Below are 22,713 nucleotides of genomic sequence, written 5' to 3' on the forward strand. Positions count from 1 at the left end.
CGCGAGACCTGAGCCTGCGAAGAACGCCATGGTTTTGTACTTCGTGCCACCGCACGCCGTGGTCCCTGCACCATGCAGCTACCTGACGGTCCCGCTGATAAGTCCAATTGTTTCCTGTTTCTTCATGTGACCAAAGTACGTCTATCAGACCACGATCTTTTAACTTGGAAAGGACCGCCAAAATTTGTCCCGTGCGCAAAATGAGTGGTTGTCCCAGTTTCCCAAGGTCATCACGCAACTCAGCGATTGTCTCAGCAACAAACTTCCACTGCCGTGTTGACGCGTCAGGTTGCTGCCAAAGCTCAGGTTCAACCACATAGAGTGGCAGAACTGGCCCGACCTCAGACGCTTGCGCCAGTGCCTGATGATCATTTACCCGTAAATCCCGTTTGAACCAGACGACCTGCACGATACCTCCGTTTTCAAGGTTTGTACGCATGGCCACTAGAAATGGATCTATGTTCCAGTCTTCCTCGCATTCCGCTAGGACGTGGTTTTTTGCAGAGAAGCCATTGGCCTTCGGTACATGAATGTCGGAAGCGCTCGCGAACCCAACCAAGGCATGTGTCCAAGAGAAAAAGACCCAGACAAAGGTGACATTGGTAAGTGATCGCTCTGGGCCCTAAACCACCAAAAAAGGAGCGGGTTAGCCCATCTCTGTCTTATTTGAATTTCTGAGAAAAGGATAAAGAGACCAGCCCGTCGATTTGAACGCTACCAGGCACGGTTTGCAACGGACCTCAGAGCATCCACCCCGAAAGCTCTGTAAACGCAAGAGGGAGGTATTCAAACGGGACCATCCTGTTTGCGCATCGAAAGCAGAAGCTTGACTTATGCGGTATCAAGCCCCGTGGATCATGAGCTGCGCCAACCGCTGAGCTTGTGAGGCTGAGCTTGTGAGATTGCAGTAGTCATCTTCTGGTAGGGCAACTTTTCAGTGCCTTTCGAAAAACAGCGAGGTACCTACAAACCCCTCACCTTATTCAACAAAATTGCCCGCACGCCTGCTATTCAGGCGACGCAATCGCTAAAATTTGGCTAGCATCATCACAAGTTGCGGCCTCATAACGCATCTGTATGTCACTGCTGAACCCTCGTTTCTTCGGTATCTGCGCTAAGTCTTGCAACGGGACGGATGAAGCCCACAAGACGAGGTCAAACAAAATGGACAAAACGGACAAAGCTGAGGTTGCGCTCACATCTGATGACGCCGCAACCCATCATTCGTTTGCTACGGTTTATTACGACGGATCTTGCCCGCTTTGCTCCGTTGAGATCGAACACTATGCCTCCTGCGAGGGCGCTGAACGCCTGAGGTTTGTCGACGTTTCCAAATCCAATGTTCGAATTGATGAAGATCTAACGCGGCAAGAAGCTATGGATCGTTTCACTGTACGTCGACCAGATGGAGAACTAGTATCCGGTGCACGCGCGTTTACGGAACTCTGGGGCACTTTACCTAAATGGCGTTGGCTGGCACGGGTGGCAAGCTTGCCGGGGATAACGCCTTTGCTAGAGCTTGCATACCGGGGCTTCCTGCCCCTAAGACCGATGCTTTCGAGGATCGCGTCTTGGGTCGGAGCGAAGTCGGCTAACGGGACAGGTTCGTCGACATGATCAATCTGGACGATGGTCGTTTTCAAGGACTGGTTTGGCTCGTCAAACGGGGGCTCGAACCCGCACTTGGCATCACTCGCATCATACTCGCGCTTTGTTTTGGGTTGGTCACGCATATAGGTGCCGCGGGTTTTGCTATTGCTCGGTTTGCTGGGTTAGGAAGGATGGAGGTCGTTCAGATGACATACTTTGCAAGAAGCGCCTTTACAGGCAGCGAGGCACTCAATCGCGTGGCCAACAAGAATATCCCCCCAATCTTTCGCTGAAGGTAAAGAATATCCATTGGCATTGGGGGCGGGATATACCCGGCCCGGGCCAAGGCCATGCCTTCCTTTTTCAGGTGGTTAGAGAGCGTTCGGTCAGAAAAATCAAATTCATTCGCGGACAGGATTGCGTCGAAGACACTGCGGATCATTCCGAGGATCCGGTCGTCGAACGGGCCATCACCTTCAACAAGCTTCAATTGGATGGCAGCGTTGCGAAGCTCTTCGTCAACTTCCCGCAGGCCTGCACGCAGCAGATGCATATACCCATCAATTGCCGATGGTTGCAGTGCTCGGGCCGCACCAAAATCCAAGAGGCTGATCTTCTCATTTGCCGGGTTGTATCGGTAATTGGCAAAATTTGGATCGCTTTGCATGATACCGAACTCGAAAACCTCGCGCAGCGTGAGATCGACCAAGGCTTCTGAGACTCGATTGCGTTCCTCTCTGGTCGCATCACTCACGGTCTCGATAGGGCGACCTTCCAGAAAGGACATCGTTAGAACTTCGGGAGTGCTCCAATCCGGAAAGAACTCCGGAATTTCGAAGGCTTCATCACCCTGCAAGAGGTCAGCAAAGTGGCGCATGTGCCGCCCCTCGCGTTCATAATCCGTTTCTTCATGTAATTGACTGCGCGCCTCTTGGATATACGGCCCCAGATCAAAGCTTTTGGGAAGTAGACCGGACATTCGAACCAACGCGGCCACATTGGCAATATCGCTGTCGATACTGCGAGCGATACCGGGATATTGCACTTTGATCGCCACATCGCGCCCGTCTTTCAAAGTTGCACGATGTACTTGCCCGATACTCGCCGCCGCAATGGGCCTTACATTGAAAGTTTTGAAGGATTTGCGCCAATCTGTACCCCAGGTTCGGTTCAGGACGTCACGCAATTGCTTCGGTGGCATGAAATGCGCCTGATCTCGCAAACGTGCCATGATGTCAGCCAGCTCAGGTGGCAAGACCTCGCCTGCATCCATCGAAATCAGCTGACCCACCTTCATCGCTGCCCCTCGCATGCGCGAAAGCTGATCCGCGATCCGTGTCACGTTACCTGGGGACATCAACAAACCACGCATATCGGGTCGCGCACCGCGACCGATCTCTCGAAGGGCGCGTACTGCCACGTTTCCTGCAATGCCTGCCGTCATGCTGCTTAAACCGGCAACACGGACCAAACGGCTTGTCGGAACTGCCAAAGAGGTTGGTGAGGATTTAGGGTCAGTCATACATCCTCACCAAAGTTCCGTGCCCGGAGAGCCTTTGATGCGACCTTTCAAATTCTCGGTGACCCAACCTCCATAAAAGTCCCCGGGTTGCGGGATCACGCGATGCTTGCCAACGAAACAACCGCCCATAAGCCCGGCGAAAAAGGCGACATAGCCCTTTATCTGTTCAAACCTGGTGGTTGGTTCCTCGTAACTCCATGCGGCTTTTGTGGCCTTGGCCGCCCCGCTCTGAACGTCCCAGTAACTCGCAACGCCCTTCCATTCGCAGTATGACCTGATCGAGGTTTTTGTCAGAACGGCATCAATGTCATGCGGTGGGATGTAGTACGTTGGGGCGTGGTGGGTCTCGAGTACCTGAAACGCCTGATCGGTTTCTACGATTGTTCGACCGCCAAACTCTATCCGCACGTTATGGGGCACCTCCCGCAGCGCAGGTGGCCGTGGATAGTCTTGCACGTCTTCAATTGTCAAAGCTGTCATTGTCGGACCGGATTGTGTATTCGGCTGTTCCTTCTGCGAGATAGCGCGCCGACAGCGTTATTCTAGCGAAAGAACTTTCAACACAAGGTAGGCGAACTTGAACCACAATTGGGCTTAGTATCAGCTTTGATCGGGCTGTTCTGTTAGACCGACTTTGCAGCCAGAACCGTTAAAATGAGTGTCTTAAGTCTGCCAGTTCGCCAACAGTTCGCCCATGCGCTCTAGGCCAAGGTCGAGATTGGCAGCAGCACCTCCTCCGACGCCTAGTCGGACGTGGTTCTGCATCCCGTATGACGAGCCCGGTAAAAGAAATGTCCGATACGGATCGGCGAGCAAGCGTTTGGCGAAAACATCGCCATCAATCCCGTCAAGCCGCGCCAAACCAATCAATCCAGCCTGAGGTTTGACCCAATCGAGGCGGGGTTGTTCGGCAACAAACCGATCAAGGCGTTCCAGTGTTTTCATGCCAGCTGCGCGCGCAGTTTTCATTGACTGATTGTATCGGTCAGGCCTCAAAGCGATTTCGGCAATGACTTCGCCGAGTATGTTCATTATCTCGCTGGAGTTTTCCCGCAGAATTATGGCATCCCAGATCAGATCGGGATCACGGCAAATCATCCAGCCGGTGCGCAGCCCCTGGAGCCCCATTGCTTTGGAAACGCTGCCCGTCGTGATACCCCTCGGATACAAACCGGCAATCGAAGGGGCACGGGACCCGTCCCATTCCAATCCTGCGTAAACTTCATCAACAACCAGCCATGCGCCGACACGGTCTGCAATTTGCACATGCCTTTCCAGCTCTGCCCGGGTCATCAGGCGGCCGGTTGGGTTATTGGGGTTGGTGACAAAGATGAGCCGCGTGCGTTCCGTTACTGCGGCTTCAACTTCGTCCAGCGGCAATACCCAACCAGCGCTCTCTTCTCGGTCTACAACTTTGAGAGTCGCGCCAACAGCCTCTGCCAATACGCCCGCTTGCGGCCAGCCCGGGCGTTCTGTTACGATTTCGTCACCCGGTTGGACCAATTGCATGAATGCAAGATAATTGGCTTCCGCAGCGCCTGCGGTGATCAGAACATCGTCTGGTTTGCAAACATCAGACAAGCCTGCGCGGTCCAAGACATGTCGTCGTAAGGCAGGCAGGCCCCGAAAGCTTTTTTGGTTCCAATCCAGCGGCAGTGCTGGGTCCAGCGCATCCATAAACTCACCCAAACACGGCGACTCTGACAAGGAAAACCCAACGAAAGCTTCTGGATCCGCTTCGGTGGTATCCAGCAGGTACTGAAAAAGTGTGTGTATCTTGACTTTCATGCTGTACTCAAAATCCTTGTAGTCAATCAGGGAGAGAGTCTGTGCAAGCAGAAGGATTTGTCAAAGGGCGACCGAGTGACTTGGCAGTTCTGGACTACGGGCTGTTCAAGGTCCATTCCACCGGCCGCATTATTGGGATCTGCGGGTTTCTGATCCGGACGGACTTAGGAGAAGCAATACTCATCGACACTGGGTTTCCTGAAAAATACGCGACCGATACCGACGCCGCAGTCAAAGAAGATCGATTGGACGAGTTCGGCGAGGTCCTGAAGTGTGAACCAGACAATCTGCCACGCGCACAACTGGCAAAACTCGGACTGACTCCGTCAGACATCACATTGCAGATTTGTACGCACACTCATATCGACCATATCGGCGCATTGGGCGACTTTCCAAGCAGTCCAATTCTTATCTCTTCCGCGGAGCGAGCCTTGCCTCGCCCATTGTATTGGGGCGATATACGGCCTTTGGAATGGCCCGCTCAGGATTATCTCTTGGTTGATGGCGACGCAGAGATTGGACCGGGCATCTTCGTTTTGGCCTCACCCGGTCATGCGCCTGGCCAGATCGCAGTAATGGTCGATCTTCCTTCGGGTGCAATTTTGTTAACGAGTGATGCGATATCCCGACCGGCAGAAATCGACGAGAAGTTTGCAGGCTCATGGGACGCAGATGCCGCAATTGCCAGCGCAGACAGGTTGATGCGTCTAGCATCCGAGCGAGATGCCTTTGTAATCTATGGGCATTGTCCCAAGCAGTGGCCCGTTCTGAAGAAAGCACCAGAAGTCTACCGTTGATCCCAACCTGTGGCTCACTTTTCCCGAAAAGTGATGTCGCGCCTGCCAGTTATCTGACGTCGCGCCCTTGATTCAGAATAATCACGTTCCCGCTGGAAACATCACCGGCCGGCGAAATGAGAAAACTGACCCAAGAGGCGATTTGCTCGGGTAGCATCGCGCGACCATGCGGCATAGCATTAACGGCTTTCTCCAAGACTTCCTCGGTCAAGACATTGAACAAAGGTGTCTCGGTCATGGCAGGTGCCAAAGAATTTACACAGATTTTTTCCTGCGCGTATCGACGGGCAAGGTCTTTCGTAAGTGTATCCATCGCCGCTTTTGACGCCCGGTAGTGCGGAGGGTCGAAAACATCGAAATTGTAAGCTCCGTTCGAAGAGATACTTACAATCTTTTTGATGCCTTCGCGTTCCAACATCAACTGAACCGCCTGCTGGCAACAATGGAACGCAGAGTTAAAGTTGATTGCCATCTGTTTTTCGAGTTCCTCGGGCGGAATGTGCGGGAAGTCGGACATGAAGCAGGTGCCCGCGTTGTTTACCAAAGCATCCAGACCGCCGTGCGCTGACTTAATGCCATCAAACGTCTGAGCGATAGCCATGGAATCCGTTAGGTCAACGGAGATCGACTTGAAATCTGGGCCTAATTCAGTTGCCAGTTCGCCCAGACCCTCTTCATTAAGGTCCAGTCCAACGACGTGGAACCTATCTGCCCGCAATTGGCGGCAGATGGCCTTCCCCATCCCTCCCGCGGCGCCAGTCACAACCGCTGTTTTCATAGCAACTCCTCCCACCTTGGCATGAATTGGGGTACTTCGAATTAAAGAAGGAAACTCACAACCCTTTTATCTGAAAGCTGGGAAAGTCAATTCTGCTTGAATTCAGTGCCCGCCCGTTTTGGGCTTTATGTGGTCATTCCCTGCTATCTGCTTTTTAGCTGCTTGGCAGTCAAAACTGCCGTCTGCCTTCATCACCTGCATGCCGTCTTTTTGAACTTGAAGGCAAGCCCGGCACTCAAGTACTTCTCGATATCACTGCGGATGGCCCAAGCACTTCTCCCCGGCAGAACGGGACTACACGCGTAAGGGATGTTTAACTAAGCCTTCGCATTGCCGTTTCGATTTGACCACAAAACTTTTCAATATCGCGCTCCAGCATATCGCTTTCTCGGGTCTCATCTCTGACTGCGGTTAGTTCATCTACAACAGCCCACGCTTCCTTTTCTGGAGCCGCTTCAGCAATGCGCACCAAAGCTCGAATAAGGGCGGCCGTCACGAGGCCATTGCCCCGAGCGGCGCGTCTTAGAGCTGGCATCGAGTCGTGAAACAACGACTCTGCCGTGATGGATGGGTAAACCACCCGCACGGCTCCGTCGTCATCTCGATATACACCCGTGCAGAGCTTGGACGACCACGCACGGGCCAGAGAGGCCGATAGACGGTCGATGCAGACAATTGCGGTGAACGTGTCGTTGACACCCGGCGATAATGCCCGAAGTGCGATTTCAACGAGAAGATGGACAGAAAAACGGATATCTCCGTTAGGGTCTCGCGCGGGGATCAACGGAGCTGCCGCTTGCACCAGATCATTGAGGCTCTCATCACAATCACCATGAACATTGGCCAAAATGTCCGATGGAACCATAAAGTCACCAGGCTGCACATCAAAAACGACGACTGCTCCTGCTTGTTTGGCCGCACGCACCAGTTCTTCGGTGTTGATCGAGTTCACATAACCAGTTCCGGAAGCCGGGACCGGGCGCTTGTCTCCCTTCTCGGGGATTGCCTCTGAGGATGGAATATCTGCACTGTTTTCGATCGCGGTGCTCACTTGACCATCCAAAGCTTCAGAAATCCGCGCCGCCTCCTGATCAATGGTTACGCGCGTCGATACTGTATGGACGAAGAGCAGCAGCAATAGAACTGAGACGATTGAATAGATTATGCCAACCACCACGGCTAAGTTCACTGATGTGTCATCGCGTACCAACCACAAGATCATCAAGCTGTATAAAAACGTTGCTCCAAGTGAACCAACTGCAACCTGGTTTACCCTGTCTTCGCCGAAGCGCTGCAAGAGCCTGGGCCCAATAGATCCTGCCGCCAAAGTGTAGACCAGAAGAACAATGGAATAGACCATGACCAATGCGGACATGGATGCTGCCGAGATTGCGCTCAGTACATCGCTCGCAGTGCGATTCGAAACGCTGAGCCAATCGGAAGCGGACCAACCCCACTTCACAAGCGCTTGCTCGGTCTTGAAGACAATCCCAGCCACCACAAGACCTGAAAGACTTATGGCGGCAGGGATGGTTAGGAACCCGCGAAAGTATCTCACTAATTCTCTGGGTGTTTGCATTCCAGTCCCCATTCCCAACACGCGCTTTCTTAACGAACTCTGCTTTACGCGAACCGGTCGGCCGCTTTTTTCAAAGCACTCTGCATGTTATTCCATGCAGCCTCGTAGCCCTCTTTGACGTCTTCCCAGGCCTCGTCGCTGGTCGACTTCAACTCTTTCAGCTGAGCTTCTGCGTCAGACCTTACCTTGTAGAGCTTGCTGAGTTGTTCCTCGAGCTCGATCTTGGCATCCGCTTCCGCCACTTTCAGCTTGGCTTCAAGAACATCAATCTGGGCATTCCAACTATCCAGTTGCAGCTGTGCCTTTTTCTCGTACCCAACACGTGTCATGAGTTTTCCTTTCTTCTCAAACGGTGGTTCAGATCGACGGGAGCCGCCCACTAGGCCGCAACAATCGCCTTGAGCATCCAGACTGCTTCTTCATGCTTGGCCATCCTGGCGTTCATCAGATCCTCTGTAGCCCCATCGCCATAACGGGCGGCGGTCGCGGCAGTCTCACGCAGGTTTCGGGCGATCGCTTCATGGTCTGCAACCAACTGCTTGATCATACCTTCTGCGTCTTTGACCGTTTCTTCTTCGGTCAACTTTGCCTGGCTAACCATGTCAGTGAACGAAATCGGTGCCACCTGACCCAACGCGCGCACGCGCTCGGCCAATTCATCAGTGGCCTCAAACAGGTCACGATACTGACGCTCTGTCAGCTCATGAATCGGCAGGAAAAGCGGGCCGACGACGTTCCAATGCGTGCCTTGCGTTTTCACCATCAGGATCATTGTATCGGCCAGTATTTCCGTCACCGCGTTGGCGATCCACGCATTTTTGTCGATGCCTGTATCGTTCGTTTCTTCCTGAACTTCAGACTTCAAAATTTGCTGTATCATTTTCACTCCATTTCGCTTCTTACCAAGTAGAAACTAGGGAGAAGATGATACATTTCAAATAAAATCATATACTTACTATAGGTATACCACGCATAATGAGGCGCTTAATGATCATGGGTATCCAGCCCAACATGCCAACATTGATGTAGACACACAGGCCCATTGCCATACATGTTTGGAGTAACTGACGTAAGCTACTGAGGTCATGCCAGTGTCTGATCAAAATCGACCACCAAAGCGCACTGAAAAACTGCAACTAATGCTCGACCTCGAAGAGCTTAAGGCCATCGATGATTGGCGGTTCGAGAACAGACTGCCATCCAGAGCGGCCGCCATTCGTGAACTTATCCGTCGCGGCCTGATTTCCAATGAGTTCGAAGAACCACCTACTGACGCGCCATCCGGTGAGTTTCGTGTCGTGGACGAGTGATAGAAGCATCCACAGCGCATTTCGTCTTTGGAAGGACGTGACACTGAACCAACCGAACGTTCCGGCGCGCGAGAAATTGTATGCTGATCTTGTTGCATACTACACACGTGACAGTAGGGCGATAGCCGCAATCCACCGGAGTATTTTGGCGATTTTCTGTACTATGCAACACAGTGCTTTGTACCCACCTGCTTCGCGAGGGAACCATTCGACCTGTCGAGTTAAGGTGAAGTCAACGCTCAATTATTCCACTGGAGCCGATATAGTACGTGGTGGCCACGGAGCCCTTTGAGCAATCTTGGTTCTAGGCCGGAAAACGAAAAACCGGTCTGTCCGGCAACCATGGCGCGGGTCACATCTGAAACGAGTATTTCACCTGCCACACCAGCCGTTGTAATGCGTGACGCCTTGTTGACCACGGTACCGAAAAAATCTCCACGTGATTGCACGACATCGCCAGTGTGAATTCCAATACGAATTCCGAAAAACGGCTCTTCGGACACCGACGCAATGGCCTTCTGAATTTTGACGGCAGCCGCTAATGCTTCTTTCGCAGACGGAAAGACAGACAACGTTCCATCTCCAAGGGATTTTACGAACTGGCCATGATGCTTTTCAATGATCGCCGACAAGACCCGGAAATGGTTTTCAATCAGCACCGACCAACGCTGATCACCCAACGCCTCTGCCAATGCAGTACTGCCCTCCACATCAGTGAAAAGTACCGAAGCTAAACCTTCGGTTTGGGTCAGCTCGGGCCCTTCATCGCGTGCGGCATCAATCAGTTTTTGGATGGCCAGCTGTTCCTTACCCACAAGTTCAATATTCGGAGTGGGTACTGAAGCGTGGCGATTGATAATCTTCCAGGCCGCTCCCTCCAGGACAAAAATCAGGACGGTGCGATAGAAGACGGCTTCATCAAAGCCGACAAACTGAATCTTATGGACAAAGGATGACCATCCCGTTTCTCCGTTTTCGAAGGCTTCCGCTTCAATTTCCTCGAAAACGACCGGTGCCGGGATTTCCGAAAAAAAGCCGCTAACCCCATCACGAACAGCTTGCCCGCTCCAATACTCGCCTTCGCCGGTTCCAACGAACCGAAGTTCTTCTGCTTTCGACAGAAAGTTCCGCAATTCCTCAGTATTCTTTTTGGTTCTGAGAATCTCGTACCAACGCCTGGAAACCGCCAGCAGTTCAGGTGAGGAACGTATCATCGCAAGCAACCCGAGACGCTACATGGGAAGAAACTAAGAATGCCTTGCAAACGGTATCCCCATTTTTCGAACAACGCAGGTCAATGCTGCCGCCGGGATTTGGTCAGATCAAGACTTTTGTGTTTCTTCAGGACATGACCTGAGCCCGCAAGTCTCCTCCAGTTTTGCGTAGAGTCTGGTCAACTAAAGGACGGACAAGTGCACGTGGGATTCATCGGCGAACAGATCATTCAGATGATCAACGAACAAGAAGCCTGCGAGAAGATGGGGATGTTTACTAGCGCTTTGGGATCAGCCAGAGCACCTTCCACAAATACAAATCGAAGTATGGCGGCATGGAACTGTCTGACGAGAAGCTGCGTGCTTTGGATTCCGAGAACCGGTGGCTGAAGAAGCAGCTAGGCCGCAAGTTCCGCCCACAGTTCATCAAAAACACTCCTGTATTTGAACCGCACGCTCCGCCGAAATCTAATTTTTGTCATCTAAACTGAAGTCCCGGTCACCCGTGAGAAATGAGACATTGAGAACATAAGCGTTAGTCGGAGACCGGTGCAGTATTTGCATTCGGCCAGCAAAGAACGCCCGCAATTGATAAGCCACACCGGGCTTAGGTGCCTCAAAACGCGGCTTTCTTGCCATAGATTCCGTTCATTAAACTCAAGTTTAACGCCCATAGCCCTGCACGATTTGCCCAAAAGTCTGCACAGTCAGTATTTTGCGTTGGATTAGTTCCCTCCGAATGTCTCTTTGAGTTCTGCGACTTGTTCTGCATCCAACGTTCGGGTTGGCATACCCCGCAGTGCCACGAGCAACTTGGCCGTTTCTTCCAACTCTTCTGCTGCACAGACCGCTGAGAAAAGATCCTTTCCCGAGACGACGGGTCCGTGGTTGGCCAACAGTACAGCACTGTATTTACCGCTCAGTTCGCGGATCAGGTCACCAGATTTCGGATCACCCGGCTTGACGTATGGAACAAGTTTGACCGTGCCGACGCGCATCACCACGTACGGCGTCAGCGGAGGAATACAATCATCTGGATTGGTGTCTTCCAGACACGACAGGGCGGTGGCCCAGGTCGAGTGCAAATGAACCACCGCGCCCGCTTCTGGTCGAGTCTCATAAAAGGCCTGATGCAGAAAAACCTCTTTGGTCGGCTTGTCGCCAGAGACGTGGTTTCCATCCAAGTCAATCTTGGCGATGCGCTCGGGGTAGATATCTCCTAAAGTTGAGTTGGTTGGAGTCATCAGGATACCGTCGTGTAGACGTGCGGAGACATTGCCCGCAGTGCCGACGGAAAATCCACGCTCAAACAGCGAGGCACATAACTCCGACATCTGCTGCCGCAATACCAATTCTTCAGATTTCATGTGCCTGCCTCCATCATTCTGAGAGCTTTCAAAAAGAAGTTCGGAGCGCCAAAGTTTCCAGACTTCAACGCCAGCGCGATGGGTTCGGTTTTTCCAACGCTCAGGACCGGCACGCCCGGGTCAATCTCTGGCCCAACCGACATGGCAGGAGACCCCAGTGCCGCAGACACAGCCTTGGCGACAGCGCCCGACGTCTCCCCTCCTGCCACCACCAATCGCTTGTACCCTGTCAGGACAAGTTCTCGCGCGGTATCTGCAAAGAGATTGTCCAGCTTTTCCGCTACTTCTTCCTGACCAAATTGGTTTTGGATCGCGCGCACATCTTCCGGGTTTCCCGACGAATATGCGAGCGGCGCCTGACCCAAGTGCGTTTCAAAGAATTCCAAAAGCGTTTGCGTGGTCACATCTCCGCACATGACGCCCGGAACATCAATTGCGAAGGTCGGATGGGAACTCGCATGAACATCGATCTGCTCACGAGTAGCGCCTGAACAAGACCCCGCAAGGATCGCCTCGGGCCCCGTGATACCAGGGAGCACACTTCCAGCACTATTGGGTGAAGCCCCTCTCAAGAAGTTTCTTGGTAACCCCAGTGCTATGCCCGATCCCCCAGTAATGAGCTTGGCATCCTTTAGAGTTTCGCCCCAGACCAACAAATCTTCATCCGAAATCGCATCGCCAATCACAAATCGTTCGTCGGCGTTCTGCAAAGCAGCAGCAATCGCCTCGGATCCTTGCTTCACGGCGTCAATGGGCACCAACCCGACCGCTTCTTCGGTCTGACGCTGCAACCATCGCCGGATGTTTGCATCCGTCATCGGAGTAAGAGGGTGATTTTCCATCCCAGACTCGTGCAACAGCTTGCCGTGCACAAAAAGATGTCCCTGATAGACGGTACGCCCCGTGGTGGGAAAGGCCGGACAGAAAACCACCTTTTGCGCACTCAGTTCATTGGCCAACGCTTCCGCAACGGGGCCGATGTTTCCCGCCAACGTGGAATCGAAGGTCGAGCAATACTTGAAAATGAACTGACCGCATCCTTGATCCGCGAGCCAGCGCAGGGCGCGCACGCTATCTGCAATGGCTTCATCGACGGGTGCAGTGCGGCTTTTGAGAGAGATCACACCCGCTTCGATCGCCTCGTCCGCCGGGGTAGTTGGAATGCCTGTAAACTGAGCCGTTCGTAACCCACCTTCCGGCTCAACGCCCTTTGCCAAGGTGTTCGCAATATCACTCGCACCAGTGAAGTCGTCCGCTATGACGCCGATCTTCATAATTTGATGTCCCTCGTCGGCCCTGGATCCAACCTATGGATATGCGGTGCTGCTCCGATGGGATAAACCTCGCGCACAAGTGGATCATGGCCGGGCACTATGAGTCGAGGATGCGAAGCCAACCTCTCGAGCGTCTCGAAACCATCCATCATGTCCTGCAGGTCGACGACGATGGGAAAAGCTTTGCGCGCCATGAAATTCTCGTAGTAATGCGAGGCGTCCGAGGCCAGAACCATCCACCCGCCTGACGTCCTTACCCGAACGCATTGCAACCCGCGCGAATGCCCCCCGATGCAGTGCACCGTGACCCCATCAGCTATCTCGGCTTCTCCGTCGTAGAATATGACGTGGCCTGAATAGAGACGCTTTACGACCTCGCAAATATGGCCCGCCGAGAAAGGCGCACGCAGATGATCGTGGCACATACAGGGGCCCGTGGCGAAGGCCATTTCCGCCGATTGCATATGCAACTTCGCGTTAGGGAACATATGCAGCCCCCCCGCGTGGTCATAATGAAGATGGGTCACGATGACATCGGTCACCGCTTCGGGCGAAATACCTAAGGGCCGCAAAGCCTCGCGAGGGTCCATCGCGATGGGACGACCCCGGGCAGTGGCCTCGCCGCTATCGTAACCAGTATCGACCAGAATGACTTTGTCGCCACGTTTGAGCACCCAAACGAAATAATCCATCGCATGAGGCGCGTCGTGATTGTCATCCAAGATGAAGCTATCGCGCCGAGTGCGGGCATTGCGATCTGCATATTTGACGGCGTGGATTTCCCAATCGTTCATCGGATGACCTCGGAATACTGGTGAACAGCTTTGGCTTCTATCATATCAGCCACCGCAGCATCGAAGGACTTGAAATGCGGGCTTTCGAGGTGAACGCCGAACGCGGCAGCGTCCTCATAAACCTCGTAGAGGAACACTGTCTCGGGATCGTCACCGAGGCAAACGTCAAACTGATGGCATCCGGGTTCTTCACGCAAAGAGGTTGAAGCGTTTTCGACCATCAGCGGTAAAAAGGTGTCTCTCGTACCGGGCTTGAGAGTGAAGGTGACAGTAACCGCAAACATCAGACAGAAATTCCTTTTAGGCGTGAGAAAGCGCGCTTTGCGACAGGCAGTTGGCTGAGGATCAAACCAATGTTGAGCAGCAGCAGAATGGTCGCACCGGGTCGAGAAAAGAAGACCGAAAGATCCCCATCCGACAGAAACAGCGACCGGCGGAAGGTTTCGTCAAACAGGCCGCCCAGAATAACACCAATCACCAACGGGGCGATTGGGTATTTCATCAGGTTCATGAAATAGGCAACGGCACCCACACCAAGCATCAGATAGAGATCATTGATGCCCCCACCAACGCTGAAAGACCCAATTGTTGTCAAAACCATAACGACGGGCAAGAAGATGGTCTGCGGGATGGCGAGTATTTTGATAAAGACCCGAGCGGTGAAAAGCCCCATAAGGAACATCGTCAGTGACGCCAGCACTAAAATTGCAACCACGCGCAGAATGATCTCGGGGTCTATCGTGGGTCCTGGGATCACGTTGTTGATCTTGAACGCCCCCATCAAAGCCGCGGCGGGTGGCGAACCGGGAATGCCCAACACCAAAAGAGGGATCAGAGCACCACCAATACAGGCGTTGTTTGCAGTCTCAGAACACAGCAGACCCTCCAAAGAGCCTTTTCCAAACTTGTCGCCCTCGGCAGATACGGTCTTGCCAACACCGTAGCTGACCCAACCGGCTACATCTTCGCCAACTCCGGGAAGAGCTCCTACCCCGGTTCCAATCACACCTGACCGGCCAATGGTGGGCAGGTAGCGTCGAATTGAGCGAAGGTTTGGAAGAATACGGCCTTTCAGGGCTAGGACTTTCCCAGTCTCAACATGCCTCAAGCCGTCGATAATTTGGGGGATGGCGAAGGCTCCCATCAAAACTGGCACAACCTGAAATCCGCTCATCAGGTAAGACCAGCCGAAGGTATAGCGTGGTTCAGACAACAGCGGGTCGAGCCCCACCATGGACATCGCAAGCCCGATCAGACCAGCGATCCATCCCTTGATCACCAGGTCTTCGCTCATCAAAGTGCCAGAAAGCAGAATGCCGAACAGGGCCAACAATGCTTTCTCCGGGCTTGCGATGTTCTTTGAAACCAAAAGCAGCGCCCAGACGAAAATCAAAAGCGTGATGGTCCCGATTACTGTGCCGATGAAACTGGCCGTCGTGGTGAGCCCTAGTGCTTCGCCCCCTCGACCCGCTTTGGCCAGAGGGTAGCCATCCATTGCCGTCGCCGCGCTGGCTGCTGTGCCCGGAATGTTCAATAGAATTGAGGGGTAAGAGCCGCCATAAATCGCGCCAACATAGGCGCCGAGCAATGCGATGAGCGAATAGTCCAATGGGATCTTGTTGCCAAAAAATCCCGTCAGGATCGTCACTGCCAGCGTTGCCGTAAGTCCGGGCAATGCTCCAAATGCGATGCCCAGGAATACGGATGCGACCAAGTACAGATAGGTCAGCGGGTCCACTGCCAGGCCCACGAAAGCGGCCCCAAATCCAGCCAGTTGCGAAAGGATAAAGTCCATCCGGTCAGTCTTTCCAAAGCGGACGAAGCGTCACGTAATAGTGGTATTCGATTTGCTTGAAGATCAGTCCGCCGCGCGCGGGCACGTTCTGCCGGAATACAAAGGCCATCGCGCTTACAAGGATGAGCGGGGCAAGTATCGCCACCACTGGAACGAACCGCAAAACGCGTTCAGTAACCGCTTTGGTCAACACCACAAGTGTAAGCGTGACCCAAACGGCCAATGTAAACCAATCATCACCGTGTTCATTCCAATCCGCCTGAGCAGGAAACACGGCGAACGCAAACAAACCGGCAGCGACAACTGCGACACAGGCCACCAAAGCACGCCGCGCATGACCCCCGTAGTAGCCGTAAGTCAAAGCCGTGATCAGCAACCCAGAGCACAGAATGAAGTCCACTCTGGGAACCAGTCCGACGACATATGCAAGAAGGATCAGGCCTATTGTTGAAGCACGGTAGGCTTCGCACTTATCCCATCCAATCCCCAAGGCACTGAACGCGTTTTGAGCTCCGCCCGAACGGACCGAAATAGCCAGCAAAACGAAGGAAAGGACAAGTAACCCGCCGAAGATGAATAACGGTACAATTGCAGCCGAGTTGTACCAATCAGATCCACTTACACCGGCGCGGTTTTCACCCCAAAGTGGAATGTCCAATGTCTTCCAAAGGAAAAAGAGGGACACTGTGATAAGAGCAATCGATGCCCAAAAATCGCGCGTCCGCAGGATCAGTGTTTCGTCAGGTTTGTCCATGGCCTGCCTCCTTCAGGAAAGGGCGCGATCGAACGCGCCCTTTCAAAATTGATCGGATTAGGGCTTCTCGATACCCAGCGAGGCCGGATCGACAGTGGCAGCACCAAGGTCCTGCAAGGTATAGGCAAAGGTAGCCTCAAGGTTCGCAAACAATTCTTGAGCTTCTTCGCCGTGCTGACCGCCGACATCGTAGTTGTTTGCCGCAGCCCATTCAGCGACGGTGTCGGACGCAATCGCCTGCTCGAACGCATCGCCAAGCGCAGCCTTTACGTCATCTCCGGCTGAACTGTGAACTGCAAACCCGATGGCCTGTTTGAGCGGCAGATACTGGTCGAGCCCGTCATAGATGCCAAAGGCAGATGGCACTGTTGTGCCAGCAATCTGCGCATCTTCGGGCGTCAACATCGCAAGCGGTTTCAATTGGCCACCCTCGATCAACGGGGCCTGTTCAGCCAGTGAAGTCACAACCAACGCAACTTCACCCGCTATCGCCGCTTCCTGCCCGGGTGCTGAGCCTTTGTATGGAACAAATTTGAATTCCGCACCGGACCCTTTTTCGATGGCCAGAAGGTTCAAGTGGTGGATCGAACCTGCACCGGACGCCGCTGCTGGAATAGTACCCGGAGCAGCTTTGGCTGCGTCGACCAGTTCTTCCAGCGTATTGTAAGGGCTGTCCGCTGGAACCGAGATCAGATCAGGCGATCCGCCGACAATAAACGGATACCAAAAATCAAATTTCTTGTCCCACCCCCCCTGCACAGCGGCCGTGACATTCGATTCTGACAGCCCGACCAATGTATAACCATCGTCTGGTTGGTTCATGACATAGACCATGCCGTTGGAGCCTGCGACCCCGCCAGTTTGATTGATCACGTTGATCGAGACCGGAAGGTGTTTTTCCATCTCGGCCATGATCATTCGGTTGATCGTGTCCGTGCCGCCACCGGCCCCCCAGACCACAGCTGTGGTGATATCACGATAGGGATAATCCTGCGCGGCAGTTGCCCCTGCGATCCCGGTCGCCATCACGGCTGCGGCCGCTAACCGCCCTAGCTTTAGTTTCATTTCCAAGTCCTCCCAAAACAACTTCGCGTTTATTGTTGCATTTATTTGCGTATACATTAAAGAATGCATTGTCAACGGACTGTAGTGGAAGCTGCTATCGCGCTATGAATGCAAAACGGGAAGGAAGCGGGCCAAAATGAAAAAGACTTACGATATCGCGGTTTTCCACGGGGACGGGATCGGCCCGGAAATTATGGCGCCTACGCTTGAAATTTTGCGCCATCTCTCTCGCGGCAATCCCACCTACGACCTGGCGTTTACAGACGCACCAGCAGGCGCAGGCCACTACGCCAAAACTGGAGAATCTTTCCCAACAGGATCACTCGAAATTGCACGCAAGGCCGACGCGATTCTGCTATCTGCAATGGGTTTGCCGGATGTTCGCTACCCTGACGGAACCGAGATTTCACCGCAGATTGATTTACGAAAGCAACTGGGACTCTTCGCTGGTGTACGGCCAGTAAAGGTAAGCAGCGGACAAATGACCCCCTTGGCGCTGCCTCCCGGAAAAGAGATCGACTTTGTCTTGATCCGTGAAAGCACCGAAGGGTTGTTCTTCACCCAAGGAACGGGTGAAGTCACAGAAGAAGAGGCCCGCGAAACCCTTGTGATCACCCGAGAGGTATCCGAAAAGCTATTCTGCTTTGCGTTTGATCTCGCCAACAACCGCAAGGCGTCCGGTCGCGGCCCGGGACGAGTAACCTGTGTCGACAAAGCCAATGTATTCCGCGCCTTTGCATTCTTCAGATCAATCTTTGACGCCGAGGCCGCACGCCATCCCGATTTACAAGCAGACCATGCTTATGTCGATGCGACCGCCCTCTGGATGGTCCAGAAGCCTTGGGAATTCGATGTTTTGGTAACTGAGAACATGTTCGGAGATATCCTCTCTGACCTTGGTGCAGGTCTTATGGGCGGTCTTGGACTGGCTCCTTCAGCAGATATCGGATTGAACCACGCCGTGTTCCAACCCTGCCACGGCTCCGCTCCGGACATTGCGGGACAGGGTGTTGCCAACCCTTTTGCAATGTTCCTGTCCGCGGCAATGATGCTTGAATGGTTGGGTTTGACCCATGATCACCCGGAACTGTCCAGCGACGGCGCTCGATTGCGCGAGGCCGTAGAAAAGGTGGTGGCGAACGGTCAAAACCTGACGCGAGACTTGGGCGGCAAAGCTGGAACTCAGGAAGCAGCCTCAGCGGTATTGGAAGCATTGCCGGCATGAGTACTAAAGAAGCCATTCGGGTCGCGTGTGTAGGTGCGGGATACTTCAGCAAGTTCCACTACGAAAGCTGGTCAAGAATGCCTGGCGCTGTTCCAGTTGCATCCTGCAACCGTGATATCAAAAAAGCGAGGGAAACAGGACTGGCGGCTTATGATGATCTGTCGAAAATGTTGGAGGCAGAAGAACCGGATCTCGTGGACATCATCCTTCCTCCTGTCGCGCAGGCCGAGGCCATCCGCACGGCACTGCGGTTTGGTATCAAGTGGCTGATCTGCCAAAAGCCATTCTGCTTGTCTCTGGGTGAAGCGGAGGAGGTTGTTTCCGAAGCAGATGAGGTTGGCGCAACTATTGTTGTACACGAGAACTTTCGTTTCCAGCCTTGGTACCGCGCAATCAAGGAAGCGATGGCTGAAGGTCGAATTGGAACGCCTCTTCAAGCGACTTTCCGGCTTCGGCCCGGCGACGGACAGGGACCACGCGCCTATCTTGACCGGCAGCCCTACTTTCAGGACATGCCGCGTTTCCTCGTTCATGAAACAGCGGTTCACTGGGTAGACACGTTCCGTTTTTTGTTCGGGGCGCCCAGCGCGGTTTATGCCGACCTGCGTCGAGTGAACCCCGTTATCGCAGGCGAGGACGCAGGTTACATCTTGTTTGATCACCCCAACGGCTTGAAAGCTCTGTTCGACGGGAACAGGTGCCTTGATCACAGTGCCGAAAACCTGCGCCAAACCATGGGCGAAGCGCTTATTGAAGGAACGATAGGATCGCTGGTTCTTAACGGCGACGGTTCAGTTGAACTCCGCGCTTTTGGAAAACAGGAGCGACAGCAGATTCTACCTCCGAGCGATCACGATGGATTTGGAGGAGACTGCGTCCACGCCTTGCAAAGTCACGTCATTTCGGGCCTTCTACAGGGCACGCTGTTGGAAAACACGGCCCGAGAATATTTGGATGTGATCCGCATAGAAGAGAAAATCTATCTCTCGGCTGCGGAGGGACGAAAGATCAACCTGGAGACGCCGTGAAGGATCAGGACGCAAAAACTCTTTCCAATACACAACGCGCTGTAAGGGATTTGCGGCGGATGATCCTATCCGGCGAACTTGCGGCCGGAACTGACCATCTGGAATCGGAACTCGCCGAGACCCTTGGCATGTCCCGCACCCCGATACGGGAAGCTGCGCTGATGTTGGAAAGTAAGGGTTTGCTGGAAATGCGGCCCCGCAAGGGTGTGCGGATACTGCCTGTTTCATCAGATGATATGCGTGAAATTTACGACATATTGACGGAACTCGAGAGTCTCGCAGCACAGCGCGCTGCCGAAGCAGGTTATTCAGATGATGAACTGGCGATACTTGCTGGATCAATTGCAAAGATGGACCAAGCCATCGAAGCCGAAGACCTGGAAGCCTGGGCCGAGGCCGATGAGCTGTTTCATCAGGAACTCGTGCGTTTAGGTGGCAACAAACGGGTCGAAGCGATTGTGGCCATGATGAGCGACCAGGTTCGTCGCGCACGCGCAACGACACTGTTTATCAGGCCGCTACCAGTCAAATCCAATGAGGATCATCGTGTTGTTTTCCAAGCGATAAGTGAAGGTCGGCCGGATGTGGCGCGCGAACGCCATCGAGAACACAGGCTCCAAGCCAAGACTATGCTTTGTGGGATACTCGAGAAGCATCGGCTCAACAGCCTTTGAACCACTTGCACGGCTCTTCGAAAGTTCATTAAACCGCTAGGACCACGGGATAATTTGCTGCGCCCGGCTCGTTGCAGCCATTTGGTGAAGTTCACCGAGGGTCTACTCCTCAAGTGCAGAAGACATTTATTCTCGGCCGGAAAACTCCGTACCGGTGTTGTGTTATGATGCCTCCAATTATGGAGGAAAAGTTGTTTCGCTATGTTTTGCCTCTCGCTCTCATTTTGGGGAACCCAATCCTTGCTCAGGATGCAATAAACCCGTCTGGGCTTTCTGGACCTTCTGGTCGCCCTTATTCACCTTACGCTGAGCGTGCGTATCCAACTCAAGTCTATTTTGGAGACACCCACGTTCATACTGGACTGTCCGGGGATGCTGGCGGCGGCGGGACACGCCTGATGCCGCGAGATGCTTATCGGTTTGCGCGTGGCGAAGAGGTAATCTCTAACACGGGTCAACCAGTAAAACTTTCGATACCTCTCGATTTCTTCATGATTACAGACCATTCGGATGCGATGGGAGCAATCACCGACATAATTGGGGGTGCACCCAACATCCTGGCGGATGAGCAAGGCAGATATTTCCACGAGGAATTCAACAAAGGTGGGGAAGCCGCCTTGGCAGCTGCACTTGAGCTTACCGCGGCATTTGCTCAAGGACAGGTTTCCCGTGCGCTGAACTATCAACCCGGCAATCCCGCTTACGCCCGTGTTTGGGACGACATTATTGATGCCGCGGAGGAGTACAATGACCCCGGCGTGTTCAGTACCTTCATAGCCTATGAATGGACTTCTCTGGTTGCAGGGAACAATTTGCACCGAAACGTGATATTTCGCGACGGTCCTGAGCTCACAAGGCAGATACTGCCTTATACAACGACGCCCCCGGTAGGCTCACCAAACCCTCGTGATCTTTGGAAGTGGTTGGAAAACTATGAGCAAACAACCGGCGGGCGTGTGCTTGCTATTCCACACAATGGAAACTTATCGAACGGCTGGATGTTCCCGCTCGTTGACGATTTTGCAGACGGGGTACCGTTAGATCCCGCATACGCAGAAGCGCGAAACAAATGGGAAAGGCTATATGAACCAACCCAGATAAAGGGGGACGGTGAGGCCCACCCGTTCCTTTCACCTGACGATGAATTTGCTGACTTCGAAACGTGGGACTTCGGTAACCTTGATGCTTCGGTTCGAAAAGAGGCGGATATGCTGCCCGGCGAATATGCCCGATCCGGGTTGCTTCGCGGCCTGTCGCTTCAAAAAATTTTAGGGGTGAACCCTTTCAAGTTTGGTTTGGGTGGGGCCAGTGACACGCACACAGGTTTGACCGCCCCTGACAACGACAATTTCTTCGGAAAATTTACCGGCTACGAGCCCAGCGAAGAACGGAGCCAACATGTCAGCAAGACGTATGCTGACGGGACGGTTGCGCTGCGGTCGTCGCAATATATTACTGGCGGTCTGACAGCAGTATGGGCCGAGGAGAATTCCCGCACAGCCATCTGGGATGCGATGCATCGGCGTGAAACTTACGCAACAACAGGTCCCCGAATGCGCGTCCGTATGTTCGGTGGATATACTTTTACCGAAGAGGATGCCTTGCGGCGGGACTTGGCGCTTGTAGGATACACCAAAGGTGTGCCGATGGGTGGCGATCTTGGCCCTGGGGAAGGCTCTCCTACTTTTCTGGTATACGCGCTTCGTGATCCGATGGGAGCAAACTTGGATCGAATCCAGATCATAAAGGGTTGGTTAGATGCAGATGGAGAGCAACGGGAAAAAGTCTACGATGTGGCCTGGTCCGGTTCCCGCGAACCAGATGCCGCTGGTAAGCTGCCATCCTTAGGCACCACAGTTAACCTTTCAATCCCCTCGTGGACCAACACGATAGGTGCTTCTGAGTTAGGAACCGTGTGGCAGGATCCCGACTTTGATCCGTTAGAAAGCGCGTTTTACTACGCCCGAGTGATTGAAATTCCGACACCCCGCTGGACGGCGTATGATGCCGTTAAGTTTGGAATACAAATGCCAGACAATGTCCCATTGACAGCGCAGGAACGCGCATACACTTCGCCAATTTGGTACGCACCTGACCAATAGTCCGAACTTGCTGACTGTTCTGCTTTTCGCTCTAGGCCCTCATACACTGCGTCGAAT

Annotated in this window: 22 protein-coding genes and 1 pseudogene; 7 read left to right on the top strand and 16 right to left on the bottom strand. The window is 53.5% G+C overall.

From position 1 onward, the window contains the following. Positions 1–82 precede the first annotated feature (82 nt). Positions 83–439 (bottom strand): annotated as a pseudogene (locus GOW04_RS22050) (deoxyribodipyrimidine photo-lyase); the annotation flags it as partial. Between the two features lie 725 nt (positions 440–1,164). Between GOW04_RS22050 and GOW04_RS18745 the strand changes: the two are divergent. Next, positions 1,165–1,617 (top strand): thiol-disulfide oxidoreductase DCC family protein, encoded by a 453-nt coding sequence (locus tag GOW04_RS18745; RefSeq protein ID WP_171233605.1) that lies wholly within the window; start codon positions 1,165–1,167, stop codon positions 1,615–1,617. Between the two features lie 175 nt (positions 1,618–1,792). Here GOW04_RS18745 and GOW04_RS18750 read toward each other — a convergent pair whose 3' ends face one another. The 3 genes from GOW04_RS18750 to GOW04_RS18760 all read right to left on the bottom strand — a co-directional run bounded on the left by GOW04_RS18750 (position 1,793) and on the right by GOW04_RS18760 (position 4,900). Next, positions 1,793–2,863 (bottom strand): ABC1 kinase family protein, encoded by a 1,071-nt coding sequence (locus GOW04_RS18750; RefSeq protein WP_371814424.1) that lies wholly within the window; start codon positions 2,861–2,863, stop codon positions 1,793–1,795. Between the two features lie 255 nt (positions 2,864–3,118). After that, positions 3,119–3,592 carry a DUF427 domain-containing protein gene (locus GOW04_RS18755; protein WP_171206335.1) on the bottom strand — a complete coding sequence of 158 codons (474 nt, stop codon included), beginning with the start codon at positions 3,590–3,592 and terminating at the stop codon, positions 3,119–3,121. 183 nt (positions 3,593–3,775) lie between these two features. Next, positions 3,776–4,900, bottom strand: coding sequence for a pyridoxal phosphate-dependent aminotransferase (locus GOW04_RS18760; RefSeq protein WP_171233607.1), 1,125 nt, complete (start codon positions 4,898–4,900; stop codon positions 3,776–3,778). 80 nt (positions 4,901–4,980) lie between these two features. Between GOW04_RS18760 and GOW04_RS18765 the strand changes: the two genes are divergently transcribed. Next, positions 4,981–5,697 carry an N-acyl homoserine lactonase family protein gene (locus tag GOW04_RS18765; RefSeq protein WP_174830501.1) on the top strand — a complete coding sequence of 239 codons (717 nt, stop codon included), beginning with the start codon at positions 4,981–4,983 and terminating at the stop codon, positions 5,695–5,697. A gap of 49 nt (positions 5,698–5,746) precedes the next feature. Here the strand turns inward: GOW04_RS18765 and GOW04_RS18770 are convergent, their stop codons facing one another. The 4 genes from GOW04_RS18770 to GOW04_RS18785 all read right to left on the bottom strand — a co-directional run bounded on the left by GOW04_RS18770 (position 5,747) and on the right by GOW04_RS18785 (position 8,934). Continuing rightward, positions 5,747–6,475 (bottom strand): SDR family NAD(P)-dependent oxidoreductase, encoded by a 729-nt coding sequence (locus GOW04_RS18770; RefSeq protein ID WP_171233609.1) that lies wholly within the window; start codon positions 6,473–6,475, stop codon positions 5,747–5,749. A 313-nt stretch (positions 6,476–6,788) separates the two neighbouring features. Further along, positions 6,789–8,054 (bottom strand): DUF2254 domain-containing protein, encoded by a 1,266-nt coding sequence (locus GOW04_RS18775; RefSeq protein WP_171233610.1) that lies wholly within the window; start codon positions 8,052–8,054, stop codon positions 6,789–6,791. A 44-nt stretch (positions 8,055–8,098) separates the two neighbouring features. After that, positions 8,099–8,383, bottom strand: coding sequence for a coiled coil domain-containing protein (locus tag GOW04_RS18780; protein ID WP_171171697.1), 285 nt, complete (start codon positions 8,381–8,383; stop codon positions 8,099–8,101). Between the two features lie 50 nt (positions 8,384–8,433). Further along, a complete protein-coding gene (locus tag GOW04_RS18785) occupies positions 8,434–8,934 on the bottom strand; it encodes a Dps family protein (protein WP_171233611.1) in 501 nt (166 codons plus the stop codon). Between the two features lie 259 nt (positions 8,935–9,193). Between GOW04_RS18785 and GOW04_RS18790 the strand changes: the two genes are divergently transcribed. After that, complete coding sequence (locus tag GOW04_RS18790) at positions 9,194–9,364, top strand: hypothetical protein (RefSeq protein WP_170791963.1); 171 nt, start codon at positions 9,194–9,196, stop codon at positions 9,362–9,364. 239 nt (positions 9,365–9,603) lie between these two features. Here GOW04_RS18790 and GOW04_RS18795 read toward each other — a convergent pair whose 3' ends face one another. The 8 genes from GOW04_RS18795 to GOW04_RS18830 form a co-directional block, all read right to left on the bottom strand. Then, positions 9,604–10,578, bottom strand: coding sequence for an adenylate/guanylate cyclase domain-containing protein (locus tag GOW04_RS18795; RefSeq protein ID WP_171233612.1), 975 nt, complete (start codon positions 10,576–10,578; stop codon positions 9,604–9,606). A gap of 725 nt (positions 10,579–11,303) precedes the next feature. Next, positions 11,304–11,945 (bottom strand): 3-oxo-tetronate 4-phosphate decarboxylase, encoded by a 642-nt coding sequence (gene otnC / locus GOW04_RS18800; protein ID WP_171233613.1) that lies wholly within the window; start codon positions 11,943–11,945, stop codon positions 11,304–11,306. Beyond that, positions 11,942–13,219: a 3-oxo-tetronate kinase gene (gene otnK, locus GOW04_RS18805; RefSeq protein ID WP_171233614.1), complete on the bottom strand. Its 1,278-nt coding sequence runs from the start codon at positions 13,217–13,219 to the stop codon at positions 11,942–11,944. The genes otnC and otnK overlap by 4 nt, the downstream gene beginning before the upstream one ends. Next, complete coding sequence (locus GOW04_RS18810) at positions 13,216–14,013, bottom strand: N-acyl homoserine lactonase family protein (protein WP_152456633.1); 798 nt, start codon at positions 14,011–14,013, stop codon at positions 13,216–13,218. The genes otnK and GOW04_RS18810 overlap by 4 nt, the downstream gene beginning before the upstream one ends. After that, positions 14,010–14,297: a putative quinol monooxygenase gene (locus tag GOW04_RS18815; RefSeq protein ID WP_152456632.1), complete on the bottom strand. Its 288-nt coding sequence runs from the start codon at positions 14,295–14,297 to the stop codon at positions 14,010–14,012. The genes GOW04_RS18810 and GOW04_RS18815 overlap by 4 nt, the downstream gene beginning before the upstream one ends. Further along, positions 14,297–15,808: a tripartite tricarboxylate transporter permease gene (locus GOW04_RS18820; RefSeq protein ID WP_171233615.1), complete on the bottom strand. Its 1,512-nt coding sequence runs from the start codon at positions 15,806–15,808 to the stop codon at positions 14,297–14,299. The genes GOW04_RS18815 and GOW04_RS18820 overlap by 1 nt, the downstream gene beginning before the upstream one ends. Before the next feature lie 4 nt (positions 15,809–15,812). Then, positions 15,813–16,562 (bottom strand): hypothetical protein, encoded by a 750-nt coding sequence (locus tag GOW04_RS18825; protein ID WP_171233616.1) that lies wholly within the window; start codon positions 16,560–16,562, stop codon positions 15,813–15,815. A gap of 57 nt (positions 16,563–16,619) precedes the next feature. Continuing rightward, complete coding sequence (locus GOW04_RS18830; protein WP_152456629.1) at positions 16,620–17,627, bottom strand: tripartite tricarboxylate transporter substrate binding protein; 1,008 nt, start codon at positions 17,625–17,627, stop codon at positions 16,620–16,622. Positions 17,628–17,763: 136 nt separating this feature from the next. Between GOW04_RS18830 and GOW04_RS18835 the strand changes: the two genes are divergently transcribed. From GOW04_RS18835 to GOW04_RS18850, 4 genes are all read left to right on the top strand, one after another. After that, the gene (locus GOW04_RS18835; protein ID WP_171233617.1) at positions 17,764–18,852 is read left to right on the top strand and encodes an isocitrate/isopropylmalate dehydrogenase family protein; all 1,089 of its coding nucleotides are present in this window, start codon (positions 17,764–17,766) and stop codon (positions 18,850–18,852) included. Beyond that, positions 18,849–19,880 (top strand): Gfo/Idh/MocA family protein, encoded by a 1,032-nt coding sequence (locus GOW04_RS18840; RefSeq protein ID WP_171233618.1) that lies wholly within the window; start codon positions 18,849–18,851, stop codon positions 19,878–19,880. Before GOW04_RS18835 ends, GOW04_RS18840 begins: the two co-directional genes overlap by 4 nt. Next, positions 19,877–20,554 (top strand): GntR family transcriptional regulator, encoded by a 678-nt coding sequence (locus tag GOW04_RS22305; protein WP_171233619.1) that lies wholly within the window; start codon positions 19,877–19,879, stop codon positions 20,552–20,554. Before GOW04_RS18840 ends, GOW04_RS22305 begins: the two co-directional genes overlap by 4 nt. 191 nt (positions 20,555–20,745) lie before the next feature. Continuing rightward, entirely contained in the window at positions 20,746–22,656 is a 1,911-nt protein-coding gene (locus GOW04_RS18850) for a DUF3604 domain-containing protein (protein ID WP_254430206.1), read from the top strand. Positions 22,657–22,713: the final 57 nt, after the last annotated feature.

This window comes from Ruegeria sp. HKCCA4812 (assembly GCF_013034245.1).
Lineage (GTDB): Bacteria > Pseudomonadota > Alphaproteobacteria > Rhodobacterales > Rhodobacteraceae > Ruegeria.

Bases quoted from the DNA above. Each gene is read 5' to 3' on its own strand.
- GOW04_RS18815 (WP_152456632.1), bottom strand. From the start codon at position 14,297: ATGTTTGCGGTTACTGTCACCTTCACTCTCAAGCCCGGTACGAGAGAC.
- GOW04_RS18790 (WP_170791963.1), top strand. From the start codon at position 9,194: ATGCTCGACCTCGAAGAGCTTAAGGCCATCGATGATTGGCGGTTCGAG.
- GOW04_RS18825 (WP_171233616.1), bottom strand. From the start codon at position 16,562: ATGGACAAACCTGACGAAACACTGATCCTGCGGACGCGCGATTTTTGG.
- GOW04_RS18840 (WP_171233618.1), top strand. From the start codon at position 18,849: ATGAGTACTAAAGAAGCCATTCGGGTCGCGTGTGTAGGTGCGGGATAC.
- GOW04_RS18820 (WP_171233615.1), bottom strand. From the start codon at position 15,808: ATGGACTTTATCCTTTCGCAACTGGCTGGATTTGGGGCCGCTTTCGTG.
- GOW04_RS18755 (WP_171206335.1), bottom strand. From the start codon at position 3,592: ATGACAGCTTTGACAATTGAAGACGTGCAAGACTATCCACGGCCACCT.
- GOW04_RS18835 (WP_171233617.1), top strand. From the start codon at position 17,764: ATGAAAAAGACTTACGATATCGCGGTTTTCCACGGGGACGGGATCGGC.
- otnK (WP_171233614.1), bottom strand. From the start codon at position 13,219: ATGAAGATCGGCGTCATAGCGGACGACTTCACTGGTGCGAGTGATATT.
- GOW04_RS18775 (WP_171233610.1), bottom strand. From the start codon at position 8,054: ATGCAAACACCCAGAGAATTAGTGAGATACTTTCGCGGGTTCCTAACC.
- GOW04_RS18830 (WP_152456629.1), bottom strand. From the start codon at position 17,627: ATGAAACTAAAGCTAGGGCGGTTAGCGGCCGCAGCCGTGATGGCGACC.
- GOW04_RS18760 (WP_171233607.1), bottom strand. From the start codon at position 4,900: ATGAAAGTCAAGATACACACACTTTTTCAGTACCTGCTGGATACCACC.
- GOW04_RS18745 (WP_171233605.1), top strand. From the start codon at position 1,165: ATGGACAAAACGGACAAAGCTGAGGTTGCGCTCACATCTGATGACGCC.
- GOW04_RS18795 (WP_171233612.1), bottom strand. From the start codon at position 10,578: ATGATACGTTCCTCACCTGAACTGCTGGCGGTTTCCAGGCGTTGGTAC.
- GOW04_RS18785 (WP_171233611.1), bottom strand. From the start codon at position 8,934: ATGATACAGCAAATTTTGAAGTCTGAAGTTCAGGAAGAAACGAACGAT.
- GOW04_RS18780 (WP_171171697.1), bottom strand. From the start codon at position 8,383: ATGACACGTGTTGGGTACGAGAAAAAGGCACAGCTGCAACTGGATAGT.
- GOW04_RS18810 (WP_152456633.1), bottom strand. From the start codon at position 14,013: ATGAACGATTGGGAAATCCACGCCGTCAAATATGCAGATCGCAATGCC.
- otnC (WP_171233613.1), bottom strand. From the start codon at position 11,945: ATGAAATCTGAAGAATTGGTATTGCGGCAGCAGATGTCGGAGTTATGT.
- GOW04_RS18770 (WP_171233609.1), bottom strand. From the start codon at position 6,475: ATGAAAACAGCGGTTGTGACTGGCGCCGCGGGAGGGATGGGGAAGGCC.
- GOW04_RS18750 (WP_371814424.1), bottom strand. From the start codon at position 2,863: ATGGATGCAGGCGAGGTCTTGCCACCTGAGCTGGCTGACATCATGGCA.